The organism is Rhodoferax lithotrophicus, assembly GCF_019973615.1.
GTDB lineage: Bacteria > Pseudomonadota > Gammaproteobacteria > Burkholderiales > Burkholderiaceae_C > Rhodoferax > Rhodoferax lithotrophicus.
Genome location: NZ_AP024238.1, coordinates 4394718 through 4413484, shown reverse-complemented (window position 1 = coordinate 4413484; position 18767 = coordinate 4394718). Strand labels below are relative to the sequence as shown.

The window sequence follows — 18767 nt, the reverse complement described above, 5'->3', positions numbered from 1 at the left end:
CTCATGGGTTGGTTCCTGCGCTCGTTGCTTGGAAGTGTTGTTTGGTTGTTGGCGTTGCCCACACAGGCGGGTATCGCCGATGACATTTCGCTTCCAGTGTTCAAAGAAATGCGCTTTTCGCGCGACTCCATCGCACTTGTTTCTCCGCATGGGGTTTACAAGATCGGTCGAAAACCCGGCATTGCCGAGCCGATTGATCAGCAGATTTTGAGCAAAGAATTTATCGAATCCAATTCGCCCAAGGTAGGAATTTTGCGCGCATCCAATGGCGATGACATCATTGGGGATCGTTGGGTAGTGTCTGATGGGACGGTATTCGAGTCCCGACTAGGCTACTGTGACGAGGGGGTAGAAATTGCGCTTCAGTTTTGGAAAAACGGGCATCCCCTGGAGACATTTCTTGACAAATGTGACCGGGTGTCAGCACTTGCAGTAGTCAATCGACAACTTTGGTTGGGCAGTGTCAGCCCTGGCGAATGGGGGGACGGCCCAGGCACCGGTGTGCATGTCTTGTCACTGCACAAGGGGCGCTTATTGGTACAAATGCTTCCCAAAATGGATTTGGCAGATGGGTTTGTGCAGTTCATACAGGGCGACCCAATTCGCAATGATGTGTGGATCGCAACCCGTACTGCGTTACATCGTATTCACCAGTTCAAAGTAGTCAGCCGCTGGTATGTGTCAGAGCAATTTTCGTCAAGCGGGAAAGTCACTTACGAATTCAGTTTCAAACCTCGGCAGAGTTCGCCGTGGGCGATTTTTGCCCGCGCTACGGGCATCACCGAACCCACCAACCCGGTATGGAAGCAGTTGCAAGACCAACCAAAGTTGCTTGATCGCTTGCGTTTTGCCTATGACGAAGAAGGCTTTTTTTTCAGCGTTGATGGATTGAAGCTGGAGCTCATTGACCAGCCGGATGACCTCCTCCCGACAAATCCCCCCGCAACATGGCCAAAAGACTTCGATTGGCTGATGAGTGCTCTGATGTCAACGCTACGTCAGACACCATCGATGGATGGTGCAAAGTTGCCAGAGACCACTTTCATGGCATTAAGACAACTGTGTTTTTTTAAAGACCCGCGTGTCGTCCCGTTTGTTCTTGATTGGCAACGTAAGCACTCTTCTGGCGGTAATCTTGAATGGGCGGTGGATAAGTGCCTGGGTTTGCAGCGCCAGTTGCTGAGGGTTCCATAGTTTAGGATCGTTGGCAGGTGCGAATCGCAGCTGCTACCGCTCCCACAAATGCCATGGCTCATGGCCGGAAAGTCAGGCTGACGGGTCTTTGAGCTGCGGCATGCTCAAGCCTCAATCAAAATCGCCCGGAAGTCATTTACATTGGTCAGCGTGGGGCCACTCACCACCGAATCACCCAGAGCCTGAAAGAAACTGTGGGCGTCGTTGTGATCCAGAAAATGGCGCGGGTTCATGCCCAAGCCCCAGGCGAGGTTGAGGCTGTCGGGGGTTAGCAGGGCTCCGGCAATTTCTTCCACGCCATCTACGCCATCGGTGTCACCGGCCAGGGCGTAAATGCCTTTTGTGCCCACTAGCGCCAAGCCCAGCGCCAGCAAAAACTCCACATTGCGGCCACCCCGGCCCTGGCCTTTGAGTGTCACGGTGGTCTCACCGCCTGACAGCAACACGCAGGGGGTCTGGAACGGCTGGCCGCGCAGCGCCACCTGGCGGGCCATGCCACCCAGCACCTTGGCCACGTCGCGGGCTTCACCCTCCAGGCTGTCGCCCAGGATGTAAGGGGTGATGCCGGCCGCCTGCGCCACTTTCGCCGCCGCTTCCAGCGCGATCTGCGGCGCGGTGATCATGCGCAGCGTGCTGTTTTGCAAGCGCACATCGCCGGGTTTCACGGTTTCGCCTGCGCCGCTTTCCAGCAACTGGCGGGTGGCAGCGGGCAGGGTGATCTGGTAGCGGTTGACGATCTCCAGTGCGTCCGCGCAGGTGGTTGAGTCGGCCACGGTCGGGCCAGAGGCAATGTCCATCGGCGAGTCGCCCGGCACGTCGGAGATCAGCAGGGTGAGCAATTGCGCCGGGTAACAGGCCGCACCCAGGCGGCCACCCTTGATGCCCGAGAGGTGGCGGCGCACGCAGTTCATCTCGGAAATGTTGGCACCGCTGGCCAGCAGGGATTTGTTGACATTTTGCTTGTCCACCAGCGTCAAACCTGCGCCAGGTGCTACCAAAAGTGAAGAGCCACCGCCGGAAATCAAGGCGATCACCAAATCGTCAGCCGTCAAACCCTGCACCGTTTGCAGGAGGCGCCGCGTGGCCTGCAAGCCGGCCGCATCAGGCACCGGGTGCGCGGCCTGCACGATCTCGATGCGCTGGCACGGCTGCTGGTAGCCGTAGCGGGTGATCACCAGGCCTTCGAGCGGGCCGGGCCAATGCGCCTCCAGGGCCAGTGCCATGGCGGCCGAGGCCTTGCCAGCGCCGATCACCATGGTGCGGCCCTTGGGTGGCGCGGGTAAATGGGCGGGCAGGCACAGCGCGGGCTGCGCGGCGGCGACGGCGGCATCGAACATCTGGCGCAGCAGGGCGCGCGGGGGCGTGGGAAGAGTGTTGGGCATGTGACGGCTCCTGAGGCTGAAATTATGAGTTGCCCTTGGCCCCTTGCGGACGTGGTGGATGTTTTTCAGGTTGGGTGCCATCAAAAGTTAACGATGCCATCTTTGCCATCCAACTGTGGGCTGCCCAAAACGGGCGCAGCGCCGAGGCCAAGATTCGCCACATGGTCGAAAAGGCCATCTGGCCCCAAACGGGCATGGGTACAGCGCTGGTGGCCATCAGGGTCCCCAGTGGCACAATCCTCGCTCGCGGAAGTCGCCCATGCGCTCGCTCCCCAGATGTGGGGAAAGGCCGGCCTTGCGGAGGCCTGCGCCCACTGAAACGTTTGACTGAATATGCCTGACTTAACTTCCTCCCTCTTCTGGATATCTGTTCTTCAGATCATCGCCATCGACATCATGCTGGGGGGCGACAACGCTGTCGTCATTGCCCTGGCTTGCCGAAAACTGCCGCCCGCGCAGCGCAACAAAGGCATTTTTTGGGGGGTGATCGGGGCCATTGGCCTGCGCGTGGTGATGATTTTTTTCGCGCTGCAATTGCTGGCCTTGCCTTATCTGAAGATCGTCGGTGCGTTGTTGCTGCTGTGGATTGGCATCAAGCTGCTGCTGCCCGAGCATGATGATGAACACGGCAACATCGACGGTGGAACCACCTTGTTGGCGGCCATCAAGACCATCATCGTGGCCGATGCCGTGATGAGTCTGGACAATGTGATTGCGGTGGCGGGTGCGTCACATGGCTCCATGGTGCTGGTCACCTTCGGCATTCTGGTGTCGATACCTGTTGTGGTGTGGGGCAGCAAGCTGGTGCTGACCTTGATGGATCGGTTCCCCGTGGTGATCACGCTGGGGGCGGCACTGCTGGGCTGGATTGCTGGCGGCATGTTGCTGACCGACCCGTCCGTGCCGCCGTCTGTGGCCGCCAGCATTCCCAACGCCAACTACGTGTTTGCCGCCGCTGGGGCGTTGCTGGTGGTGGTGGTGGGCAAATGGCTGGCCAGCCGCCGCGCTTCAATCCAGGCGGTTGAGCTGTCGTCCGAGTCCACAGAACCCAAAAACTAAGGAGCCCCGCAATGTCCATAACAACATGGCTGATCGCCATCGACGGCTCAATGCCTTCCCTCAAGGCGGTTGACCACGTGATCCATGAGGCCACCAACCGCCTGTCAAAGCCACAGATTTTTCTGGTGAATGTGCAGTCGCCGCTTTCAAGTGACATCACCCGCTTCATTGACGGCAAAGTGGTGGAGGACTACCACCGCGAAGCGGGCGACACCGCACTGGCCGCGGCAAAAGAGAAATTGGCTTCAGCCGGGCTGGTGTATTCCGCGCACATTCTGGTTGGTGAGGCGGCCCCCACCATCGTTGACTTCGCCACCAACAAAAACTGCAGCATGATCTTCATGGGTTCGCATGGTTTTGGCAGTGTGGTTGGTTTGTTGATGGGGTCGATTGCGACCAAAGTGGTACACCTGTCACCGGTGCCGGTGCTGCTGGTCAAGTAAGCCGCTCATGGGCCCGCTTGGCCCGGATAAACCCAGGCCGGGCTGCAGGCGGCGAATGGCCTTGCGGACGGGAAAACCCGCATTGAAAGGTCCGCCAGTCGCCCCTAATATGCTTATATCCAATAAGCAAAATTAGATTCTATGAAGCAAGTCATCCAAGCGGCCATTCTCTCCATCGGGTTGATCTCTGGCACGCCGCTGCTGGCGGGTGATGCCGGGGTCACCGACACGGCCATTCTGATTGGTTCCACCGCTGTGCTGACGGGCCCGCTGGGGCCGCAGACCACCGACTACACCATCGGCTCAGGCCTGTACTTTGATGCCATCAATGCCGCAGGTGGTGTGTATGGCCGCAAAATCATCTACAAGCCGCTGGATGACGGGTTTGATGTGAAGCGCACGTTGGAAAACACCCGCAAGCTGCTGCTCGACGACAAGGTGTTCCTGATCTACAACAGCACCGGAACCGCCCACACGGCAGCTATTCTGCCGCTGCTGACCGAGCATAAAACCGTCATCTTTGGCCCGGTCACCGGGGCCTCCACTTTCAGGGATCACTTCAACCGCTACCTGTTCAACGTGCGGGCCAGCTACGCCAATGAAGCGCAGCGTATTGTGCAGCAGCAGCTGCAGGTGGGGCTCACCAAGGTGGCCATGGTTTATCAGGACGATGGCTTTGGCAACGCGCTGATGGCTGAAGTCAAAAGTGCGGCCGAATCGCGCAAGCTCGACATCCCCACGTTCATCAAGATCAACCCCAAGCAGCCCGACTTCAATGCAGCCGCTGCCGCCATTGCCCAGGCGCAACCGCAGGCGGTGGTGATGGGCACGGCCGGGTTGACCTTTTCCTCCTTTGTCAAGGCACTTAACGCCACCACTGCCCGCCCCGTGATTTACGGCTTCTCGGTGGTCAGCACCGATATGCTGAACCGTGAAATGGGGGCTGCCGCACGCGGTATTGTGCTGGCGCAAATCATGCCGTCGCTGCGCAACGGTTCGGTGCCGGTGGTGCAGGAATACCTGCGCTTGCTCAAGGCCAAAAATGCGCAGGCCGAACCCTCCAGCTCGCAGTTTGAAGGGTTTATCCATGCCAAAGTGCTGGTTGAAGGGTTGCGGCGCGGCGGTAAAAATCTGAGTACCGACAGCTTCATCAAAGGTCTGGAGACCGGCGGCGACATCAGCTTTGGCAAGTTCGTGGCCCACTATTCGCCTGACAGCCACAGCGGCTCGTCGTATGTCGAGCTGGCCATCATGGATGCGGCTGGCCAGTTGCGGTATTGAGTCTGTGGCGGGGTAATTCAGGCGAGCCCACGACCTACTTCGCCGGCACCATGCTGCAGACCCGGCCAATACACTGCACGCGCAGGCCCATGGGTGGGGGTGGGGCAGCTTCCATCTCGCGGGTTTGCGCCATGCGTACCACGCAGTCGCCGGGGATGGTGCGGCACAAAGCGTCATCGCTGATACCGACCTTCTTTTGCGTGAGCCGGTAATCCTTCAAGAACTCGGCGGCAATCTGGTCGGCATTCAGATGGCCTACCCGCATGTAGCTTAAAGCGCCAACAAAGGCAAAGTATTCAATCCCCAGCTTCTTGGGCAGCGAGCCGTTCTGCGCATGACGCAGATCACGCAGGCACTGGGCATAGGCGTTGGAGTCGCGGTACATGTGCTTGTAGCACTGCGCCTGTGCCGTGGCGGCGGCCTCGGCAATGGTGTGCTGTCGGGCATCCGGCTGGGCTGCCCACGCACCAGCGCCCGGGTGCAGCAAAGCGGCAAGCAGCCCCATGGCGGCGGCGAAATGGGTCATCACAAAAGACATGGTTCTTGGAATGGAAAAAGCCCTCCCGGTATCGGGAGGGCTTGGTGTGTGGCGCGTGATCAGTTCAGCCGGGTCACCCGTGGCACCGGTGGGCTCACGGGGGAGTTGGCCTTGAAGTAGGCAATGAAGGCATCCAGATCCAGCATCTTGGTGTCGGTGATGTGGCTGCCGGTGGCCATCACCTTGAAGTTGTCACCACCGCTGGCCAGAAAGCTGTTGGTCACAATCTTGTAATTCCTGGCCGGGTCAATGGCCACACCATTGAGCTTGAGTGTTCCGGCCACGATACGGTTGCCCTGACCGGCGGGCAGGCCCGCAGGCTGGTTGTTGTCATAGGTGTAGGTCAAACCTCTGGACGGCTGCAGCAGGCGGCCTACGGCGTGGGTGGCGGCATTGGTTTTGGCCGTGTTGTTGGGCGCTTCCCATTGTTGCTCGAGCAAACGCAGGATCTGTGCCCCTGTGAGGGTCAGCGTTGACAGCGTGTTGCCAAAGGGTTCCACAGTGTTCAGCGCGGCATAGGTCACCGTGCCGGGTGCGGTGTAGCTCAGGTCGGCCCGCACACCGCCGGGGTTGGTGAAGGCTATGTCAGCACCGCCAGGGACACCGTCCAGGTAAGAGTCGGCCATCACGTCACCCATGGCACCTTCCGCGGTTTCGTCCCGTCCGGTGACACCGGCCACGGTCATCAGCGCACGGTTCAGGCTTGCCGTGATGGAACCGATGCCTTGGCCAGCCAGGGTGGCGGACAAGGTTTTGTATTTGCTTACCAGGGCATCCACGGTTGCCTCCTTGGCCACGGCGGTAAAGCCGCTGGGCAGCGTGGCGTTGGCCGGTGCATCGGCCTGAATCACCGGCACGGTGTTGGCGCTGACCGACACCAGGCCTTTGTTGGGTTGCAGAACCAGGTCAATGGCGCTGACCGCACCGCCGTAATAGCCGGTGGAAGTCAGCAGGATGTTTTTCTTGGCAGTTTTGGCGGCGACGCTGCACACATATTCCTGGTGGGTATGGCCGCTGACAATCACATCCACATCGGCACTGAGTTTGTCCACGATGGGGGTGATGTCACCCGAGAAACCGGGGCAGGTCTTGTCATTGACGGTGGTGGCGGTGGTCTGGCCACCCTGGTGAATCAGCACCACCACGGCGTTTACGCCATTGGCTTTGAGCTGGGCAGCGTATTGGTTGATCACCGCGGATTCTTCCTGGAACACCAGCCCGGCGACACCACTGGCCGACACGGCCGTGGGGGTGCCCTGGAAGGTCAGGCCGATAAAACCGACGCTGACGCTGCCAAAGCGCTTGATATAAGTGGCCGGCAAAAGTGTCTTGCCGGTAGCCGTGACCGTGACATTGGCTGCGAGGTACTTGAACTTAGCACCGGGGTAGGCTCCGTTGATCAGACAGGTGTCTGCACCCACTACCCCTTGTGTGCCGGAGGCCGGGAAGCAGCCGCCGTTCTGGATGCGCAGCAGCTCCGTGCTGCCGTGGTCAAACTCGTGGTTGCCCACCGAAGACACTTCCATGCCGATGGCATTGAGAATGTCCACGGTGGCTTCGTCGTGGGTGATCATGGACTCGAAGGGTGAGGCGCTGATGGAGTCGCCAGCACCCACCAGAATGTTGTTGGGGTTCTCGGCCCGGAGTTTCTTCACCAGCGTGGCCAGATAGGCGGCACCACCTACGGTGACCTTTTGCCCGCCGCCGCCGTTGGGCAGCACCATACTGCCGCCGTTGCTGGTGGACGGGGGCGCAAAGTTGCCATGAAAGTCGTTCATGGCAATCAGCCGCACGTTGATCGGCTTGGCAGCAATGCTGTCGAGCAACTGGTCGTAGGCGTTGCCGCTCTGGCTGGCAGTCTTGGCCACCAGCTTGTCACCCATCAGGTCTTTCAGGGCGCGGATATCCATGCCATTGGCAGTCAGGTCAGCCAGTACCTGGGCTTGCGCCGCCGCCAGTTTGTCCGGGGCCAGGGTGGCGGCCTTGCTGGCACCAAATGCGGCAAAAAACGCGGCGGTATCGACGCTGTCGCTGGACAGGGAGGCCACCATTTGTTCAGTCAACGGGGTGATGTTGGCGGTGGCCATGTTGCCGCTGCCCGTAGCCACCGAATGCAGCTTGTGCGTGGCATCACGGGCTTCCACCATGCAGGGAAATACACCGGTGGCCAGGATGGAATAGCTGCCGTCAGCGGCGGTTTGGGTGGTGTTGGGTTGGCCGTTGACACACAGAACCGTGATGGTGGCGCCACTCATGGCCGCTCCGGTGGCGGCGACCCCATTCACTGTGACGGCTGGGGTACTGGAGCTGCCCCCACAACCCCAAAGCGCCACGGAGCCGATAACGGTTGCACAAAGAGCAAGCATGAACCCCTGAGCGGGGCGGGTGGGCGGCTGTCGTTTCATGGCGAATCCTAAGAAGTTGGGTCACTGCACACAGCTTAGGTCTTGAATATGAAGCGCTTGTGACAATCAAACCGACGCCCAGGAAGGCCGCCGTATCCAGTCATCTCCATATTGTCAGAATTTCGTGGTGCGCCTCAACACACCCGGTTGCGGCCCGATTCCTTGGCACGGTAGAGCGCGGCATCGGCTTGCGCCAGCAGGGTTTCGGCAGAAGTGTCCGCAGATGGAATACACGATGCCACGCCCAGGCTGATGGTCACCACCGGGCCGACGGGGGACGTGGGGTGGGGGATGGCCAGCGCCTCACACGCGGCGCGCAAGCCTTCGGCCATGCTCCAGGCCGCGGCGTGGTCGGCCCCCGGCATCAGAAAGACCATTTCCTCGCCGCCATAACGGGCGGCCAAGTCACCAGCCCGCCCCGCCGCCCGCAAGAACACGCCTGCAACGGCGGTCAGGCAGTGGTCGCCCTCCTGGTGGCCGAGGGCATCGTTGTACAGCTTGAAGCCATCAATATCGGCCATCACCAGGGCCAGAGGGGTCTGGTGGCGGTTGGCACGGCGCCATTCTTCAGCCAGTGCGTCATCAAAGCGGCGCCGGTTGGCCAGACCGGTGAGCGCATCCACAAACGACAGTCGGGACAGGTGCTCATTGGCCAGCCGCAGCTCATCGGTACGTTGCGCCACCAGTCGCTCCATCTCGTCGTGCCGCATGCGCAGACTACGGGTGCGCAGCCTGAACACGGCGACCATGGTCATCACGCTCATCAGCAATACCAGGGTCTTGAACCACAAGGTTTGGTAAAAAAAGGGTTGAACCGTGATGCTTAGCTCGGCATCGGCTTTGCTCCAATGCTGGCCGTCCATGGAGGCGGCCAGCCGGAAGCGGTAGTTGCCATGGGGCAGGGCAGGAAAAGAGACTTCATGGTTGGAGCCCGTATCCACCCATTGTGGTGTGATGCCGTCCATCTGGTAACGAAAGCGGACACGATCCGCATTCCGCAGGGTCATCGCGGTGTAGCGGATGGTCAAGGGCACAGCGCCTGGTGGCAGCGTCACCAGCGAGTCTGCCGGGCTGCTCACGCCATTGATCACCACATTCTCCAGCCGTGTCGCCGGCGCTTGATCAGCGTTGGGCAGGTTCTGGGGGTTCACAATCACCAGCCCTTTGTTCGAGGGCAACCAGAGTTTTCCCGCACGGTCAATGTCCCCCGCAGGTTTGACCCCACCGGCAAACAAAGTGCTGCGCAGCGCGTTGCCTTGGCCAAAAGCGGTGGAGACAATCTTGTCTTGCCGGCGTTCCGTCAATGCCACCAGATCAGCCCGCGCCACCCGGTAGAAGCCCCGGTTGCTGGTCATCCAGAGGTGGCCGGTGTGATCTTCCAGAATGGTTTGGGCGGTACCGTCCCACAGCCCGTCAGCCGGGCGGATGCTGGTTAATTCGCCGTTGTGCAGGCGGTTCATGCCCTCACCACTGGAGCCGATCCACAGGTTGGCATCGTTATCTTCATAAAGTGACATGATCCAGTTGGACACCAGGCCGTTGGCCGTGGTCAGGGTGGTGAACACTTCGTGACGGTAGCGGAACAAGCCCTGGCCCGAGGTGCCAAACCAGAGTGTGCCGTCATGGTCTTCCAGAATGGCGGAGGTGACATCCCGCGGCGCGCCCGGCTCACGCACGGCGCTAAAACCCTGCCCGTTAAAACGGGCCAGGCCCGACTGGGTGCCCACCCACACGATGCCCTTGCTGTCCTGGTACATCACGCGGACATCGGGAGATGGCAGGCCTTGCGACACGCCATAGGTGCGTATTTTTCCTTGTTGCAAGCGGGCGATGCCATTGGTGTAGCTGCCGATCCAGAGGGAGCCATCCCGATCCTCCAGCAGGCTGGAGAGTTCGTTCGTTGGCAAGCCGTCTTTGCGGTTCAGGGTGGTGATCTGGCCGTTTTCAAGGCGGTTGAGACCGCCTCCCGCGGTGGCTACCCAGGTGATACCGTTGCTGGCGTGGAGCACGGAGCGGACGTTGTCGTGGGAAAGCCCCTCCGGTGTGCCCAGTGCATCAAAATTACGCTGGCTCAGCCGGTTCAGTCCCCCGACCCAGGTGCCGACCCAGACACTGCCCTCACGGTCGGCCCGGATGGACCAAATCTGGTCTCCGGTGAGCCCGCCTGCGGTCGACAGGGTGGTGAACTTGCCATGGTGCAGGCGGCTGATCCCGGCTCCCCAGGTGCCGATCCACAGAGCGCCTTGTGCGTCAAGTGACAAGGCCGTGAGCTGATCCGTAGGCAGCCCGTCTGCCACGGTGTAGGTGGTGATCTGGCCTTGATGGAGGTGGGCTAGACCGCCGCCTGCCGTGGCCGCCCAGATGCTGCCGTCGGGGTCTGCCAGCACAAAGCGTACTTGCAGGTGGGGAAATCCGTTGGCCGGATTCCACACCGTGAAGCGGTTGGCTGAAAACGACACCAGTCCGCCGCCAGAGGTGCCAATCCACAGCACCCCCGAGCGGTCAAAAGCCAGTGTGCGCAGGCGGTTGGTGGGCAGGCCATCGGCCTGCTGATAGAGCTTGGTGACACCTTTGTTCCAGCGCACCAGCCCATTTTCCGTAGCCGACCAGACGGAGCCGTCGGGGGCCTGGGCAAAGGCATAAACCCGCTGCCCGGCGGTGACCTCGGTGGAGAACGCGGTCTGAAAGAGGCCATGGCGGTAGCGTAGGGCACCTTTGCCATGGGCAATCCAGAGGGTCTGCTCGCTGTCTTCCATCAGACCAAAAACGGGCTGGTTAGCCGCCTCTGCGGCCTCGGACAACTCAAAAGTGGTGAAGTGGTGCCCGTCAAACCGGGCCAGGCCCCCCGCTGTTCCCACCCACAGGTAGCCGTCCCGGGTTTGCAGCAGCGCATGCACCAGGTTCATTGGCAGCCCTTGTTCGTTCTGCCAGTTGTCCACTTTGTATTGGCTCAGTGCCCTGATGTCATCACCCGCCGCCATGCCGGGAGTCCACGCAGAGGGAACCGCCGGGGCCGATGCCATGCACAGAACGAAAGTCAACCAGGCCAGAAGCCTTGTCAGCAATCTGGTCCGTCGCATGGTCATGAGGCATGAGCATGGCATTTCATGGTGTGTCCGAGGTGGTCGGCGCATGGTGTTCCTATTGTCCACACTATTGTGGATGTTCTGGCGGTGTTTTTGTCCCCGCCAGCCCGCCCACAGCCTGGTGCAGGCACCCCCGGTACACGCATCGCCACCCAAGGTGGTGGAGGGTAAAACCTGCGATATTCAGGGCACCATGCAGAATATGGTTTGGGTCGCGCCTGTGGGTGGGGGCCGAAGGATTCGGCCATGTGATCCGTTAAGCTCATTCATCTGTTAACCACAAGGAGAGAACTCATGACCATACTCGTCGCTTATGTGCCGCGCCCTGAGGGGGAAGCCGCTTTGGAAAAAGGCATTGAAATTGCCAAGCGCCGCAACGAACATCTGGTGGTGGTGAATGCCTCCCCCGGTGGTACCAAGGCCGACCCTTCGGCGGTGAATGTGATGGATGCCGAGCGTGTTCAAAACATCTTGGATCAGGCTGGCCTGAGCTCGGAATTCAAGCAGTTTGTCCGTGGAAAAAACGCGGTTGAGGAAATCGAGCTGTTGGTTGATTCGATGAAGGTTTCGGTGCTGGTCATTGGGTTGAGAAAACGCTCCGCCGTGGGCAAACTCATCATGGGTAGCGTGGCCCAGGAGCTTCTGATGTCGGTGTCTTGTCCCGTGCTGGCGGTGAAGGCCGGCAACTAGACCGATGGACAAGACCAGAAGCGAGGCCACTCCATTCGCCCCCGGAACCAGGCTTCGGCATTACAAGGGTGGTCTTTACACCGTTGTGGGCCATTGTGTGATTGAGGCCACGCTCCAGCCCGGTGTGTTGTACCGGCCGCTTCAGGGGGACATGCAAGAGGTTCTCTGGATGCGGCCATGGGCTGAATTTCAGGACAAAGTGGCCACCGCCGCAGGTGATGTGGATCGGTTCGTGGTGCTGGACTGAGCGACTTGGCCGCCTGGCCGACACACAAACCCCTCACATGGAGGCAGCCACATGCTTGTCCACGATGGTTTTGCCAATGGGCGCGAGTGCAATCCCGGCCAGTTTCAAATGTTGCAGCCCGAACGGGATGCCAATGATGGTGACAAAGCACAGCAGGGCCGACATCAAATGCCCGATAGCCAGCCATAGGCCGGCAAAGACAAACCACAGGATGTTGCCGATCAGGCCCAGGCTACCGGTGCCGATGTCGTCCTGCCGGGTCAGGCTTTTGCGGCTGACGGCTTCCTTGCCAAAGGGCAAGAAGGCGAACTGTCCGATCACAAAGCAGGCTTTGGCCCAGGGGATGCCCACCAGGGTGATGGCACACAACAGGCCCGCCAGCCACCAGCTCAGTCCCATGAAAAATCCGCCCATGATGAACCAGAGAATATTGCCGATCAAGCTCATGTTGTTTCCTTTGGATGGTTGCGCCAGAAGGCATGGTAACCAGTCAAAATTCAGGCTTCGTCCACTTCCAGTCCATCGAGAAGCCCATGTCCCTGCACGACCCCATTGAATACGAACAAGCCTCACCCGAAGTTCGGGCCATTTATGACGACATCATGGCCACGCGCAAGACCGATTGGGTCAACAATTTCTGGAAAGTGTTGGCGCATCACCCCGAGAATTTGCAGCGCATCTGGAACAACATCAAGCAGGTGATGGGCCATGGCGCGCTGGACCCCCTGACCAAGGAGCTGATTTACGTGGCGGTGAGTATCACCAACAACTGCGGCTACTGCATCGCCTCCCATGGTGCCGGGGCGCGCGCCAAGGGCATGACCGAGGCGCAGTTGGCCGAACTGCTGGCTGTGGTGGGGCTGGCCAACGAAACCAATCGGCTGGCCATTGGTTATGGTGTGCCGGTGGATGAGGTTTTTCAGTCCCGCTAAACCCTCCTGCGCTGTGCGCGACACAGGCCAGGTTGGGCCGAACCACGCTGCAGGGAGTGGCTATTTTTGCCGAAATTGCAAGCAATTTTTCTCTCTGACGCTTGTAAAATAAGCGTAACAAGCTATAAAAATAGTAGTAAATCAAGTTGTCTATCCAATCCATTCTTCAAACGGTTTTTGGCTATCCCCATTTCCGCGGGCCACAACACGACATCATTGAGCACGTCACCGCCGGGGGCGATGCCCTGGTGTTGATGCCCACGGGCGGTGGCAAAAGCCTGTGTTACCAGATTCCGGCGATTGCCCGCCAGCAGGCCGGGCAGGGCATCACGGTGGTGATCTCGCCGCTGATTGCGCTGATGCACGACCAAGTCGGCGCGCTGCACGAGGCCGGGGTCAGCGCCGCCTTTCTGAACTCCACGCTGTCGATGCAGGAAGCCTCGGACACCGAGCGCCGCCTGGTGCAGGGCAATATCACCCTGCTGTACGCTGCGCCCGAGCGCATCAACACCCCACGCTTTCTGGCCCAACTCGACTCCTTGTACGAACGTGGCCAACTGAGCCTGTTTGCCATTGACGAGGCGCATTGCGTGAGCCAATGGGGCCACGACTTCCGTCCTGAATACCGCGCCTTGACGGTGTTGCACGAGCGCTACCCCCAGGTGCCGCGCATCGCGCTCACCGCCACCGCCGATGCGTTGACTCGCGCCGACATCATCGAGCGCTTGCAACTGCAGGAGGCGCGCCTGTTTGTCAGCAGTTTTGACCGCCCCAACATCCGTTACACCATTGTGGAGAAACGTGATGCCACGCAGCAGCTGCTGCGCTTCATCCGCGACGAACACCTGGGTGATGCCGGTGTGGTGTATTGCCAGTCGCGCAAGCGGGTGGAAGAGGTCGCCGACTTGCTGTGTGACGAGGGTATTGCCGCTTTGCCCTACCACGCCGGGCTGGATACGCGGGTGCGCCAGGCCAACCAGGACCAGTTTCTGCGCACCGAAGGCGTGGTGATGGTGGCCACCATCGCCTTTGGTATGGGCATTGACAAGCCCGATGTGCGTTTTGTTGCACACTTGGACATGCCGAAAAACATTGAGGGCTACTACCAGGAAACCGGCCGCGCCGGGCGTGATGGCCAGGCCGCCGATGCCTGGATGTGTTACGGCCTGCAAGACGTGGTGAACCAGCGCCGCATGATCGACGAGAGCCCGGCTGGCGAGGAGTTCAAGCAAGGCCTGCGCGGCAAACTCGAAGCCTTGCTGGGCCTGGCCGAGGCCACCGATTGCCGCCGGGTGCGCTTGTTGCGCTACTTTGACGAAGACAGCCAGCCCTGCGGCAATTGTGACAACTGCCTGCACCCGCCCGAGGTCTGGGATGCCACCGATGCGGCGCGCAAGCTGCTCTCCACCATCTACCGGGTGCAGCAAATGAGTGGCTTTGGTTTTGGCTCCGGCCATGTGATGGACATTTTGCGCGGCAAAACCACCGACAAAATCACCCAGTACGGTCACGCCAACGTGAGCACTTTTGGCATTGGTGCTGATTTGTCGGAATCACAATGGCGCGCTGTTCTGCGCCAGCTGATGGCGATTGGTGCCGTGGCGGTGGATGCACAAGCGTTCAACACCCTGAAACTCACCGAAGCCTCGCGCGCGGTGCTCAAAGGTGAGGTGCCGGTGCGCCTGCGGGTGTCGCTGGCGGCCCTGGCCCAGCGCAAGGCACGCCGTGCGGCTTCGGGGACTGCTCCCAAAGCGCCGCTGGCGTTGGATAGCGCCGGGCAACACCGCTTTGCCGCCCTGAAAACCTGGCGCGCCGGGGTGGCCAAAGAGCACAACCTGCCCGCTTATGTAATTTTTCACGATGCCACGCTGGCGGCCATTGCGCAGTCTGCGCCGCAGTCACTGGCGGATTTGCAGGGCATCAGCGGTATTGGTGCCCGCAAGCTGGAGGCGTATGGGCAAGCGGTTCTGGACGTGATCAACGGGGGATAAGCCCGCGCCGATGCTCCTGATCAGGGTTTTATGTGCTGAATTGGCCTCTGGTCCTTTCTGTATAAGCGTAAGTAGCTATTGAATAGATAGCGTTTAAAACGTCTCCCAATCCCCATCACTGCTGCCACTAGCCTGAGCCACAGCTTGGGGCGGTGGCTTGAGGGCCGGTGCCGCCAAAGGGGACGGTGCTGCGCTGGGGGCTTTGGCCGGGGCTGGGCGGCTGGAAGGTGCGCTGTGGCCACGGGCTGCAGCCCCCTTGGGGGTGCCGCTGGCCCGGCGATCCGGCCCTTTGAAATGGCTGACCTTGGGTGGGTGTGCGCGCACGGCCGCCGTGGGCACCACCGTGTGGGTCACATCACCGGTGCCCAGCTTGAACACCGCCACGGTTTGTACCAATTCCTGCGCCTGGGATTTCAGGCTGCTGGCTGCGGCAGCCATTTCCTCCACCAGCGCCGCATTCTGCTGGGTCACCTGATCCATTTGGGTGACCGCTTCACCCACCTGGCTGACCCCCTGGCTTTGCTCGTTGCTGGCCGCGCTGATTTCGCCCATGATGTCGGTCACCCGGCGAATGCTGTTGACCACTTCCTGCATGGTGGTGCCCGCCTGATCCACCAGCGTGGTGCCTTGTTCAACCCGCTCGACACTGGTGTTGATCAAGGCCTTGATTTCCTTGGCGGCTTCGGCACTGCGCCCGGCCAGTGAGCGCACCTCGGAGGCCACTACGGCAAAGCCACGGCCTTGCTCACCGGCACGGGCGGCTTCCACGGCGGCATTCAGCGCCAGGATGTTGGTCTGGAAGGCAATGCCGTCTATGACGCTGATGATGTCGCTGATCTTGCGGCTGGCCTCATTGATGCCTTTCATGGTGTGCACCACCTGGGACACGACTTCACCACCTTGCACGGCGACGCTGCTGGCATTCATGGCCAGCTGGTTGGCCTGGCGGGCGTTGTCGGCGTTTTGTTTGACGGTGGAGGACAACTCTTCCATGCTGGCGGCGGTTTGCTCCAGGGCGCTGGCCTGGTTTTCGGTGCGGCTGCTCAAGTCCTGGTTGCCTTGGGCGATCTCAATGCTGGCGGTGGCGACGCTTTCACTGCCGTGACGTACCTGCTGCACCAGATGGGCCAATTTTTTCTGCATGGCCGCCAATGCGTGGATCACATCCCCCACTTCGTCCTGGCGAGAGGTGCGGGTATCCTGGGTCAGATCACCGTCTGCAGCCGCTTTGGCCACGTTGGCCGCACGGACCAATTCATGTACAAATTTTTTCTGCATGAGCCAGGACAAACCCACGGCCAGCCCGGCAATCAGCACCGAGAGCAGCGCCAAAATCAGATTGGTGGTGCTGGACTGCGCCTTGGCGGCATCACTGACAGATTCGGCATGCTGCTCAAAACCTGTTTCCAGGGTGGCAATGGTTTTGTTCAGGCCAATAAACGTGGTATCGGCACTTTGCATTGCTGCAATGCCGGTGTTGGGGTCCACGGAGGACAGGTCGATGGCTGAATCGGCCTGTTTGGCATAAGCATCAATTTGACTACTGACCGTTTTGAGGGAAGACCGCAGTGTGTCGTCCAGCCCCTGCATGTCTGTCAGGGCTTGTTCGACACGTTGGATTCCGGTGAGTTGTTTGGCAATGTCCTCGCGAAACGACTTGACTTGGGTTTCGTCCATGGAGCCAATCACCCCCAGGGTGCGGTAGACGCTGGCATGCAGGAGCCCCAGCTGGAGCTGAACGTCGGTGATGGTTTTGAACTCTTCAAGATTGGCGATGTAGCCATCCCGAGCCTTGTCCGTTGCCCGTGCCATCAGGAAGGCGTTGATTTGCCCCGCCAGCAGCAGGGCGACCGCGGTCAGCAATGGTGCCAGCAATAATTTGATGCTTAACTTCATGGTGATTTCCTGCTATTCCAACCATCAGGCGGGCGGTGTTGCCCAAGCTGCCCGCCGCTGTGTTCAGATGGCCGTGGCGCTATTTGTAAATGCCGCCACAGACCACAGCGTCGTCAAGCTTCTCGCAGTACATGCTTTTGGGTTCGATTTTTTTGCTCACCGGGTTGGTGAATTTGTAGTCTTGCCAGAAAGTGCCTTTGGATTTGGCAAGTTCTACACGCTCCTTGACGAAAGCCTTGCCGTCAATGTCTTTCAGGTCGATCAGGTTTTTGCCAATCATTTTGGCGTTTGCACCATGCGCGTGAACCACACCATCGAGTCCGTACACCACCAAGTACAAATCGCGGTCAATAAAGGGGCCATTTTTGTCGCTGATTTCAGCCCAAGCTTTCTCCTTGCCATTGGCTTTGATAAAAGCCACCCCTTTTTTAACCATGGCGGTAGCTTCTGCCGCCGTCGCTTTGTTTTGCGCCTGCGCGACAAAAGGTGTGCAGAGCGCACCAACAAGTGTGGCAAGAATCAATGAGTGTTTCATAGGGGCTCCTGATAGGGATGAGGATTTTTTATAGGCCTTTGGATTCTGGCACGTTTAGACCATCCGTCAATTCACTTTCAAGGAGCCGTAGGGCTTCACGACCGCTACTTGGCGGCACCCAGCAAGGCCTCTTTCAGCTTGTGGTCGGCTGGTTGTGGTCCCAGCCAGATGGACATCAAGGCGGTAAAAAACTCGGGTTCTTTGAAGGGTTCACCCTGCACAATGCCTTTGACGGTGATGACCGTGCCTTTGCCCGGCACCCAGTCGATCAAAAAGTTGTCACTCGCCACCATTTTTTTCTGAGCGGCAAACATTTCCCCCATACGCACCAGACCCGGCACCAGCTTGGACATGGCGGCTTTTCCCATGTTGTCTTCAATACCCCGTGTGAGCAATTTACCCAGTTCGGCCGCATCAATGTCGCGCACCATGGTCACACTCAGGCGCTTGGGCCCAGGGTGGTTGACCACCTCGTCAGGTGTGCTGGCTTTTTGGGCCAGGTACAAGCTGGCCACATAAACCTTGAACACTACCTTGTAGCGAGTGCCCGCGCCGTTGAGTTGCAAGGTACTTCCTGCTACGGTGGTGCTGTCTTCTATCTTGACCCCATGGATTTCCTGGGTGGCCGCCAGCGTGTTGAAAGCCATCAGGCTGACCACTAACGCGACCAGCAAATGTGGAATGAATTTCATGGATAAACCTTTAAAAAGAACGACCGTACTGTTTTGTGGAAGGTATTGTGTGGTGGTCTTTTCTTTTTTCCCACTAGGGTTTACGCGGGGAATACAAGGTCTGTGCGTCCTGTGGTCGTCAGGCGGCTTTGTTACACTTGGCTTATGTTTATTCACCGGATTCACATCACAGGTTGCAGCGACCGGGGGGCTTGGCCCTGGCGTACAGGCTTGGCCGCGTCAGCATTGGTCTGACGAATTTGTTTTTGCGTCCATAACACGGCAGCATCCAAGCTGTCTGCTGAACCTGAGGTGACCTCTTGAAAGAGGAAAATCCTGACTCTGGTGCCATGAGACACGCCTCCCAAGCTGGCGTGGATCAAAGAGGTCATCTACAGTTCAGCATCTCACTGAAAG

Annotated in this window: 17 protein-coding genes; 8 read left to right on the top strand and 9 right to left on the bottom strand. The window is 59.6% G+C overall.

Going from position 1 to position 18767, the window contains the following annotated elements:
- Nucleotides 1-3: 3 nt before the first annotated feature.
- Nucleotides 4-1194 carry a hypothetical protein gene (locus tag LDN84_RS20345; RefSeq protein WP_223905358.1) on the top strand — a complete coding sequence of 397 codons (1191 nt, stop codon included), beginning with the start codon at nucleotides 4-6 and terminating at the stop codon, nucleotides 1192-1194.
- Nucleotides 1195-1298: 104 nt separating this feature from the next.
- Here the strand turns inward: LDN84_RS20345 and LDN84_RS20340 are convergent, their stop codons facing one another.
- Nucleotides 1299-2576 (bottom strand): glycerate kinase type-2 family protein, encoded by a 1278-nt coding sequence (locus tag LDN84_RS20340; RefSeq protein WP_223905356.1) that lies wholly within the window; start codon nucleotides 2574-2576, stop codon nucleotides 1299-1301.
- Nucleotides 2577-2909: 333 nt separating this feature from the next.
- Between LDN84_RS20340 and LDN84_RS20335 the strand changes: the two genes are divergently transcribed.
- The 3 genes from LDN84_RS20335 to LDN84_RS20325 all read left to right on the top strand — a co-directional run bounded on the left by LDN84_RS20335 (nucleotide 2910) and on the right by LDN84_RS20325 (nucleotide 5359).
- The gene (locus LDN84_RS20335) at nucleotides 2910-3635 is read left to right on the top strand and encodes a TerC family protein (RefSeq protein WP_223905354.1); all 726 of its coding nucleotides are present in this window, start codon (nucleotides 2910-2912) and stop codon (nucleotides 3633-3635) included.
- Nucleotides 3636-3646: 11 nt separating this feature from the next.
- Complete coding sequence (locus tag LDN84_RS20330; protein WP_223905352.1) at nucleotides 3647-4078, top strand: universal stress protein; 432 nt, start codon at nucleotides 3647-3649, stop codon at nucleotides 4076-4078.
- A gap of 141 nt (nucleotides 4079-4219) precedes the next feature.
- On the top strand, nucleotides 4220-5359 hold the full coding sequence (locus LDN84_RS20325; protein ID WP_223905350.1) for an ABC transporter substrate-binding protein: 1140 nt from the start codon (nucleotides 4220-4222) through the stop codon (nucleotides 5357-5359).
- 34 nt (nucleotides 5360-5393) lie between these two features.
- Here LDN84_RS20325 and LDN84_RS20320 read toward each other — a convergent pair whose 3' ends face one another.
- From LDN84_RS20320 to LDN84_RS20310, 3 genes are all read right to left on the bottom strand, one after another.
- On the bottom strand, nucleotides 5394-5897 hold the full coding sequence (locus tag LDN84_RS20320) for a hypothetical protein (RefSeq protein WP_223905348.1): 504 nt from the start codon (nucleotides 5895-5897) through the stop codon (nucleotides 5394-5396).
- Between the two features lie 59 nt (nucleotides 5898-5956).
- The gene (locus LDN84_RS20315) at nucleotides 5957-8302 is read right to left on the bottom strand and encodes a bifunctional metallophosphatase/5'-nucleotidase (protein ID WP_223905346.1); all 2346 of its coding nucleotides are present in this window, start codon (nucleotides 8300-8302) and stop codon (nucleotides 5957-5959) included.
- 134 nt (nucleotides 8303-8436) lie between these two features.
- The gene (locus LDN84_RS20310; RefSeq protein WP_223905344.1) at nucleotides 8437-11325 is read right to left on the bottom strand and encodes a ligand-binding sensor domain-containing diguanylate cyclase; all 2889 of its coding nucleotides are present in this window, start codon (nucleotides 11323-11325) and stop codon (nucleotides 8437-8439) included.
- A gap of 357 nt (nucleotides 11326-11682) precedes the next feature.
- Here LDN84_RS20310 and LDN84_RS20305 point away from each other — a divergent pair, with 357 nt between their 5' ends.
- On the top strand, nucleotides 11683-12078 hold the full coding sequence (locus LDN84_RS20305) for a universal stress protein (RefSeq protein ID WP_223905341.1): 396 nt from the start codon (nucleotides 11683-11685) through the stop codon (nucleotides 12076-12078).
- 4 nt (nucleotides 12079-12082) lie between these two features.
- Nucleotides 12083-12325, top strand: a complete 243-nt coding sequence (locus tag LDN84_RS20300; RefSeq protein ID WP_223905340.1) for a DUF1653 domain-containing protein — start codon at nucleotides 12083-12085, stop codon at nucleotides 12323-12325.
- Between the two features lie 33 nt (nucleotides 12326-12358).
- Here the strand turns inward: LDN84_RS20300 and LDN84_RS20295 are convergent, their stop codons facing one another.
- A complete protein-coding gene (locus LDN84_RS20295; RefSeq protein WP_223905338.1) occupies nucleotides 12359-12772 on the bottom strand; it encodes a YccF domain-containing protein in 414 nt (137 codons plus the stop codon).
- Between the two features lie 86 nt (nucleotides 12773-12858).
- Between LDN84_RS20295 and LDN84_RS20290 the strand changes: the two genes are divergently transcribed.
- Together LDN84_RS20290 and recQ are read left to right on the top strand one after the other, a co-directional pair.
- On the top strand, nucleotides 12859-13257 hold the full coding sequence (locus tag LDN84_RS20290; protein ID WP_223905336.1) for a carboxymuconolactone decarboxylase family protein: 399 nt from the start codon (nucleotides 12859-12861) through the stop codon (nucleotides 13255-13257).
- Nucleotides 13258-13397: 140 nt separating this feature from the next.
- Nucleotides 13398-15248: a DNA helicase RecQ gene (recQ, locus tag LDN84_RS20285; RefSeq protein ID WP_223913203.1), complete on the top strand. Its 1851-nt coding sequence runs from the start codon at nucleotides 13398-13400 to the stop codon at nucleotides 15246-15248.
- 93 nt (nucleotides 15249-15341) lie between these two features.
- Here recQ and LDN84_RS20280 read toward each other — a convergent pair whose 3' ends face one another.
- The 4 genes from LDN84_RS20280 to LDN84_RS20265 all read right to left on the bottom strand — a co-directional run bounded on the left by LDN84_RS20280 (nucleotide 15342) and on the right by LDN84_RS20265 (nucleotide 18742).
- The gene (locus LDN84_RS20280; RefSeq protein WP_276572406.1) at nucleotides 15342-17144 is read right to left on the bottom strand and encodes a methyl-accepting chemotaxis protein; all 1803 of its coding nucleotides are present in this window, start codon (nucleotides 17142-17144) and stop codon (nucleotides 15342-15344) included.
- Nucleotides 17145-17223: 79 nt separating this feature from the next.
- Nucleotides 17224-17679 (bottom strand): cache domain-containing protein, encoded by a 456-nt coding sequence (locus LDN84_RS20275; protein WP_223905334.1) that lies wholly within the window; start codon nucleotides 17677-17679, stop codon nucleotides 17224-17226.
- 104 nt (nucleotides 17680-17783) lie between these two features.
- Nucleotides 17784-18371 carry a chalcone isomerase family protein gene (locus LDN84_RS20270; protein ID WP_223905333.1) on the bottom strand — a complete coding sequence of 196 codons (588 nt, stop codon included), beginning with the start codon at nucleotides 18369-18371 and terminating at the stop codon, nucleotides 17784-17786.
- A gap of 161 nt (nucleotides 18372-18532) precedes the next feature.
- On the bottom strand, nucleotides 18533-18742 hold the full coding sequence (locus LDN84_RS20265) for a hypothetical protein (protein WP_223905331.1): 210 nt from the start codon (nucleotides 18740-18742) through the stop codon (nucleotides 18533-18535).
- Nucleotides 18743-18767 lie beyond the last annotated feature (25 nt).

Coding starts and splice junctions, on each gene's coding strand:
- LDN84_RS20275 (WP_223905334.1), bottom strand. CDS start 17,679: ATGAAACACTCATTGATTCTTGCCACACTTGTTGGTGCGCTCTGCACA.
- LDN84_RS20345 (WP_223905358.1), top strand. CDS start 4: ATGGGTTGGTTCCTGCGCTCGTTGCTTGGAAGTGTTGTTTGGTTGTTG.
- LDN84_RS20265 (WP_223905331.1), bottom strand. CDS start 18,742: ATGACCTCTTTGATCCACGCCAGCTTGGGAGGCGTGTCTCATGGCACC.
- LDN84_RS20300 (WP_223905340.1), top strand. CDS start 12,083: ATGGACAAGACCAGAAGCGAGGCCACTCCATTCGCCCCCGGAACCAGG.
- LDN84_RS20335 (WP_223905354.1), top strand. CDS start 2,910: ATGCCTGACTTAACTTCCTCCCTCTTCTGGATATCTGTTCTTCAGATC.
- LDN84_RS20315 (WP_223905346.1), bottom strand. CDS start 8,302: ATGAAACGACAGCCGCCCACCCGCCCCGCTCAGGGGTTCATGCTTGCT.
- LDN84_RS20330 (WP_223905352.1), top strand. CDS start 3,647: ATGTCCATAACAACATGGCTGATCGCCATCGACGGCTCAATGCCTTCC.
- LDN84_RS20295 (WP_223905338.1), bottom strand. CDS start 12,772: ATGAGCTTGATCGGCAATATTCTCTGGTTCATCATGGGCGGATTTTTC.
- LDN84_RS20310 (WP_223905344.1), bottom strand. CDS start 11,325: ATGGCATCGGCCCCGGCGGTTCCCTCTGCGTGGACTCCCGGCATGGCG.
- LDN84_RS20270 (WP_223905333.1), bottom strand. CDS start 18,371: ATGAAATTCATTCCACATTTGCTGGTCGCGTTAGTGGTCAGCCTGATG.
- LDN84_RS20325 (WP_223905350.1), top strand. CDS start 4,220: ATGAAGCAAGTCATCCAAGCGGCCATTCTCTCCATCGGGTTGATCTCT.
- LDN84_RS20340 (WP_223905356.1), bottom strand. CDS start 2,576: ATGCCCAACACTCTTCCCACGCCCCCGCGCGCCCTGCTGCGCCAGATG.
- LDN84_RS20320 (WP_223905348.1), bottom strand. CDS start 5,897: ATGTCTTTTGTGATGACCCATTTCGCCGCCGCCATGGGGCTGCTTGCC.
- LDN84_RS20305 (WP_223905341.1), top strand. CDS start 11,683: ATGACCATACTCGTCGCTTATGTGCCGCGCCCTGAGGGGGAAGCCGCT.
- LDN84_RS20290 (WP_223905336.1), top strand. CDS start 12,859: ATGTCCCTGCACGACCCCATTGAATACGAACAAGCCTCACCCGAAGTT.
- LDN84_RS20280 (WP_276572406.1), bottom strand. CDS start 17,144: ATGAAGTTAAGCATCAAATTATTGCTGGCACCATTGCTGACCGCGGTC.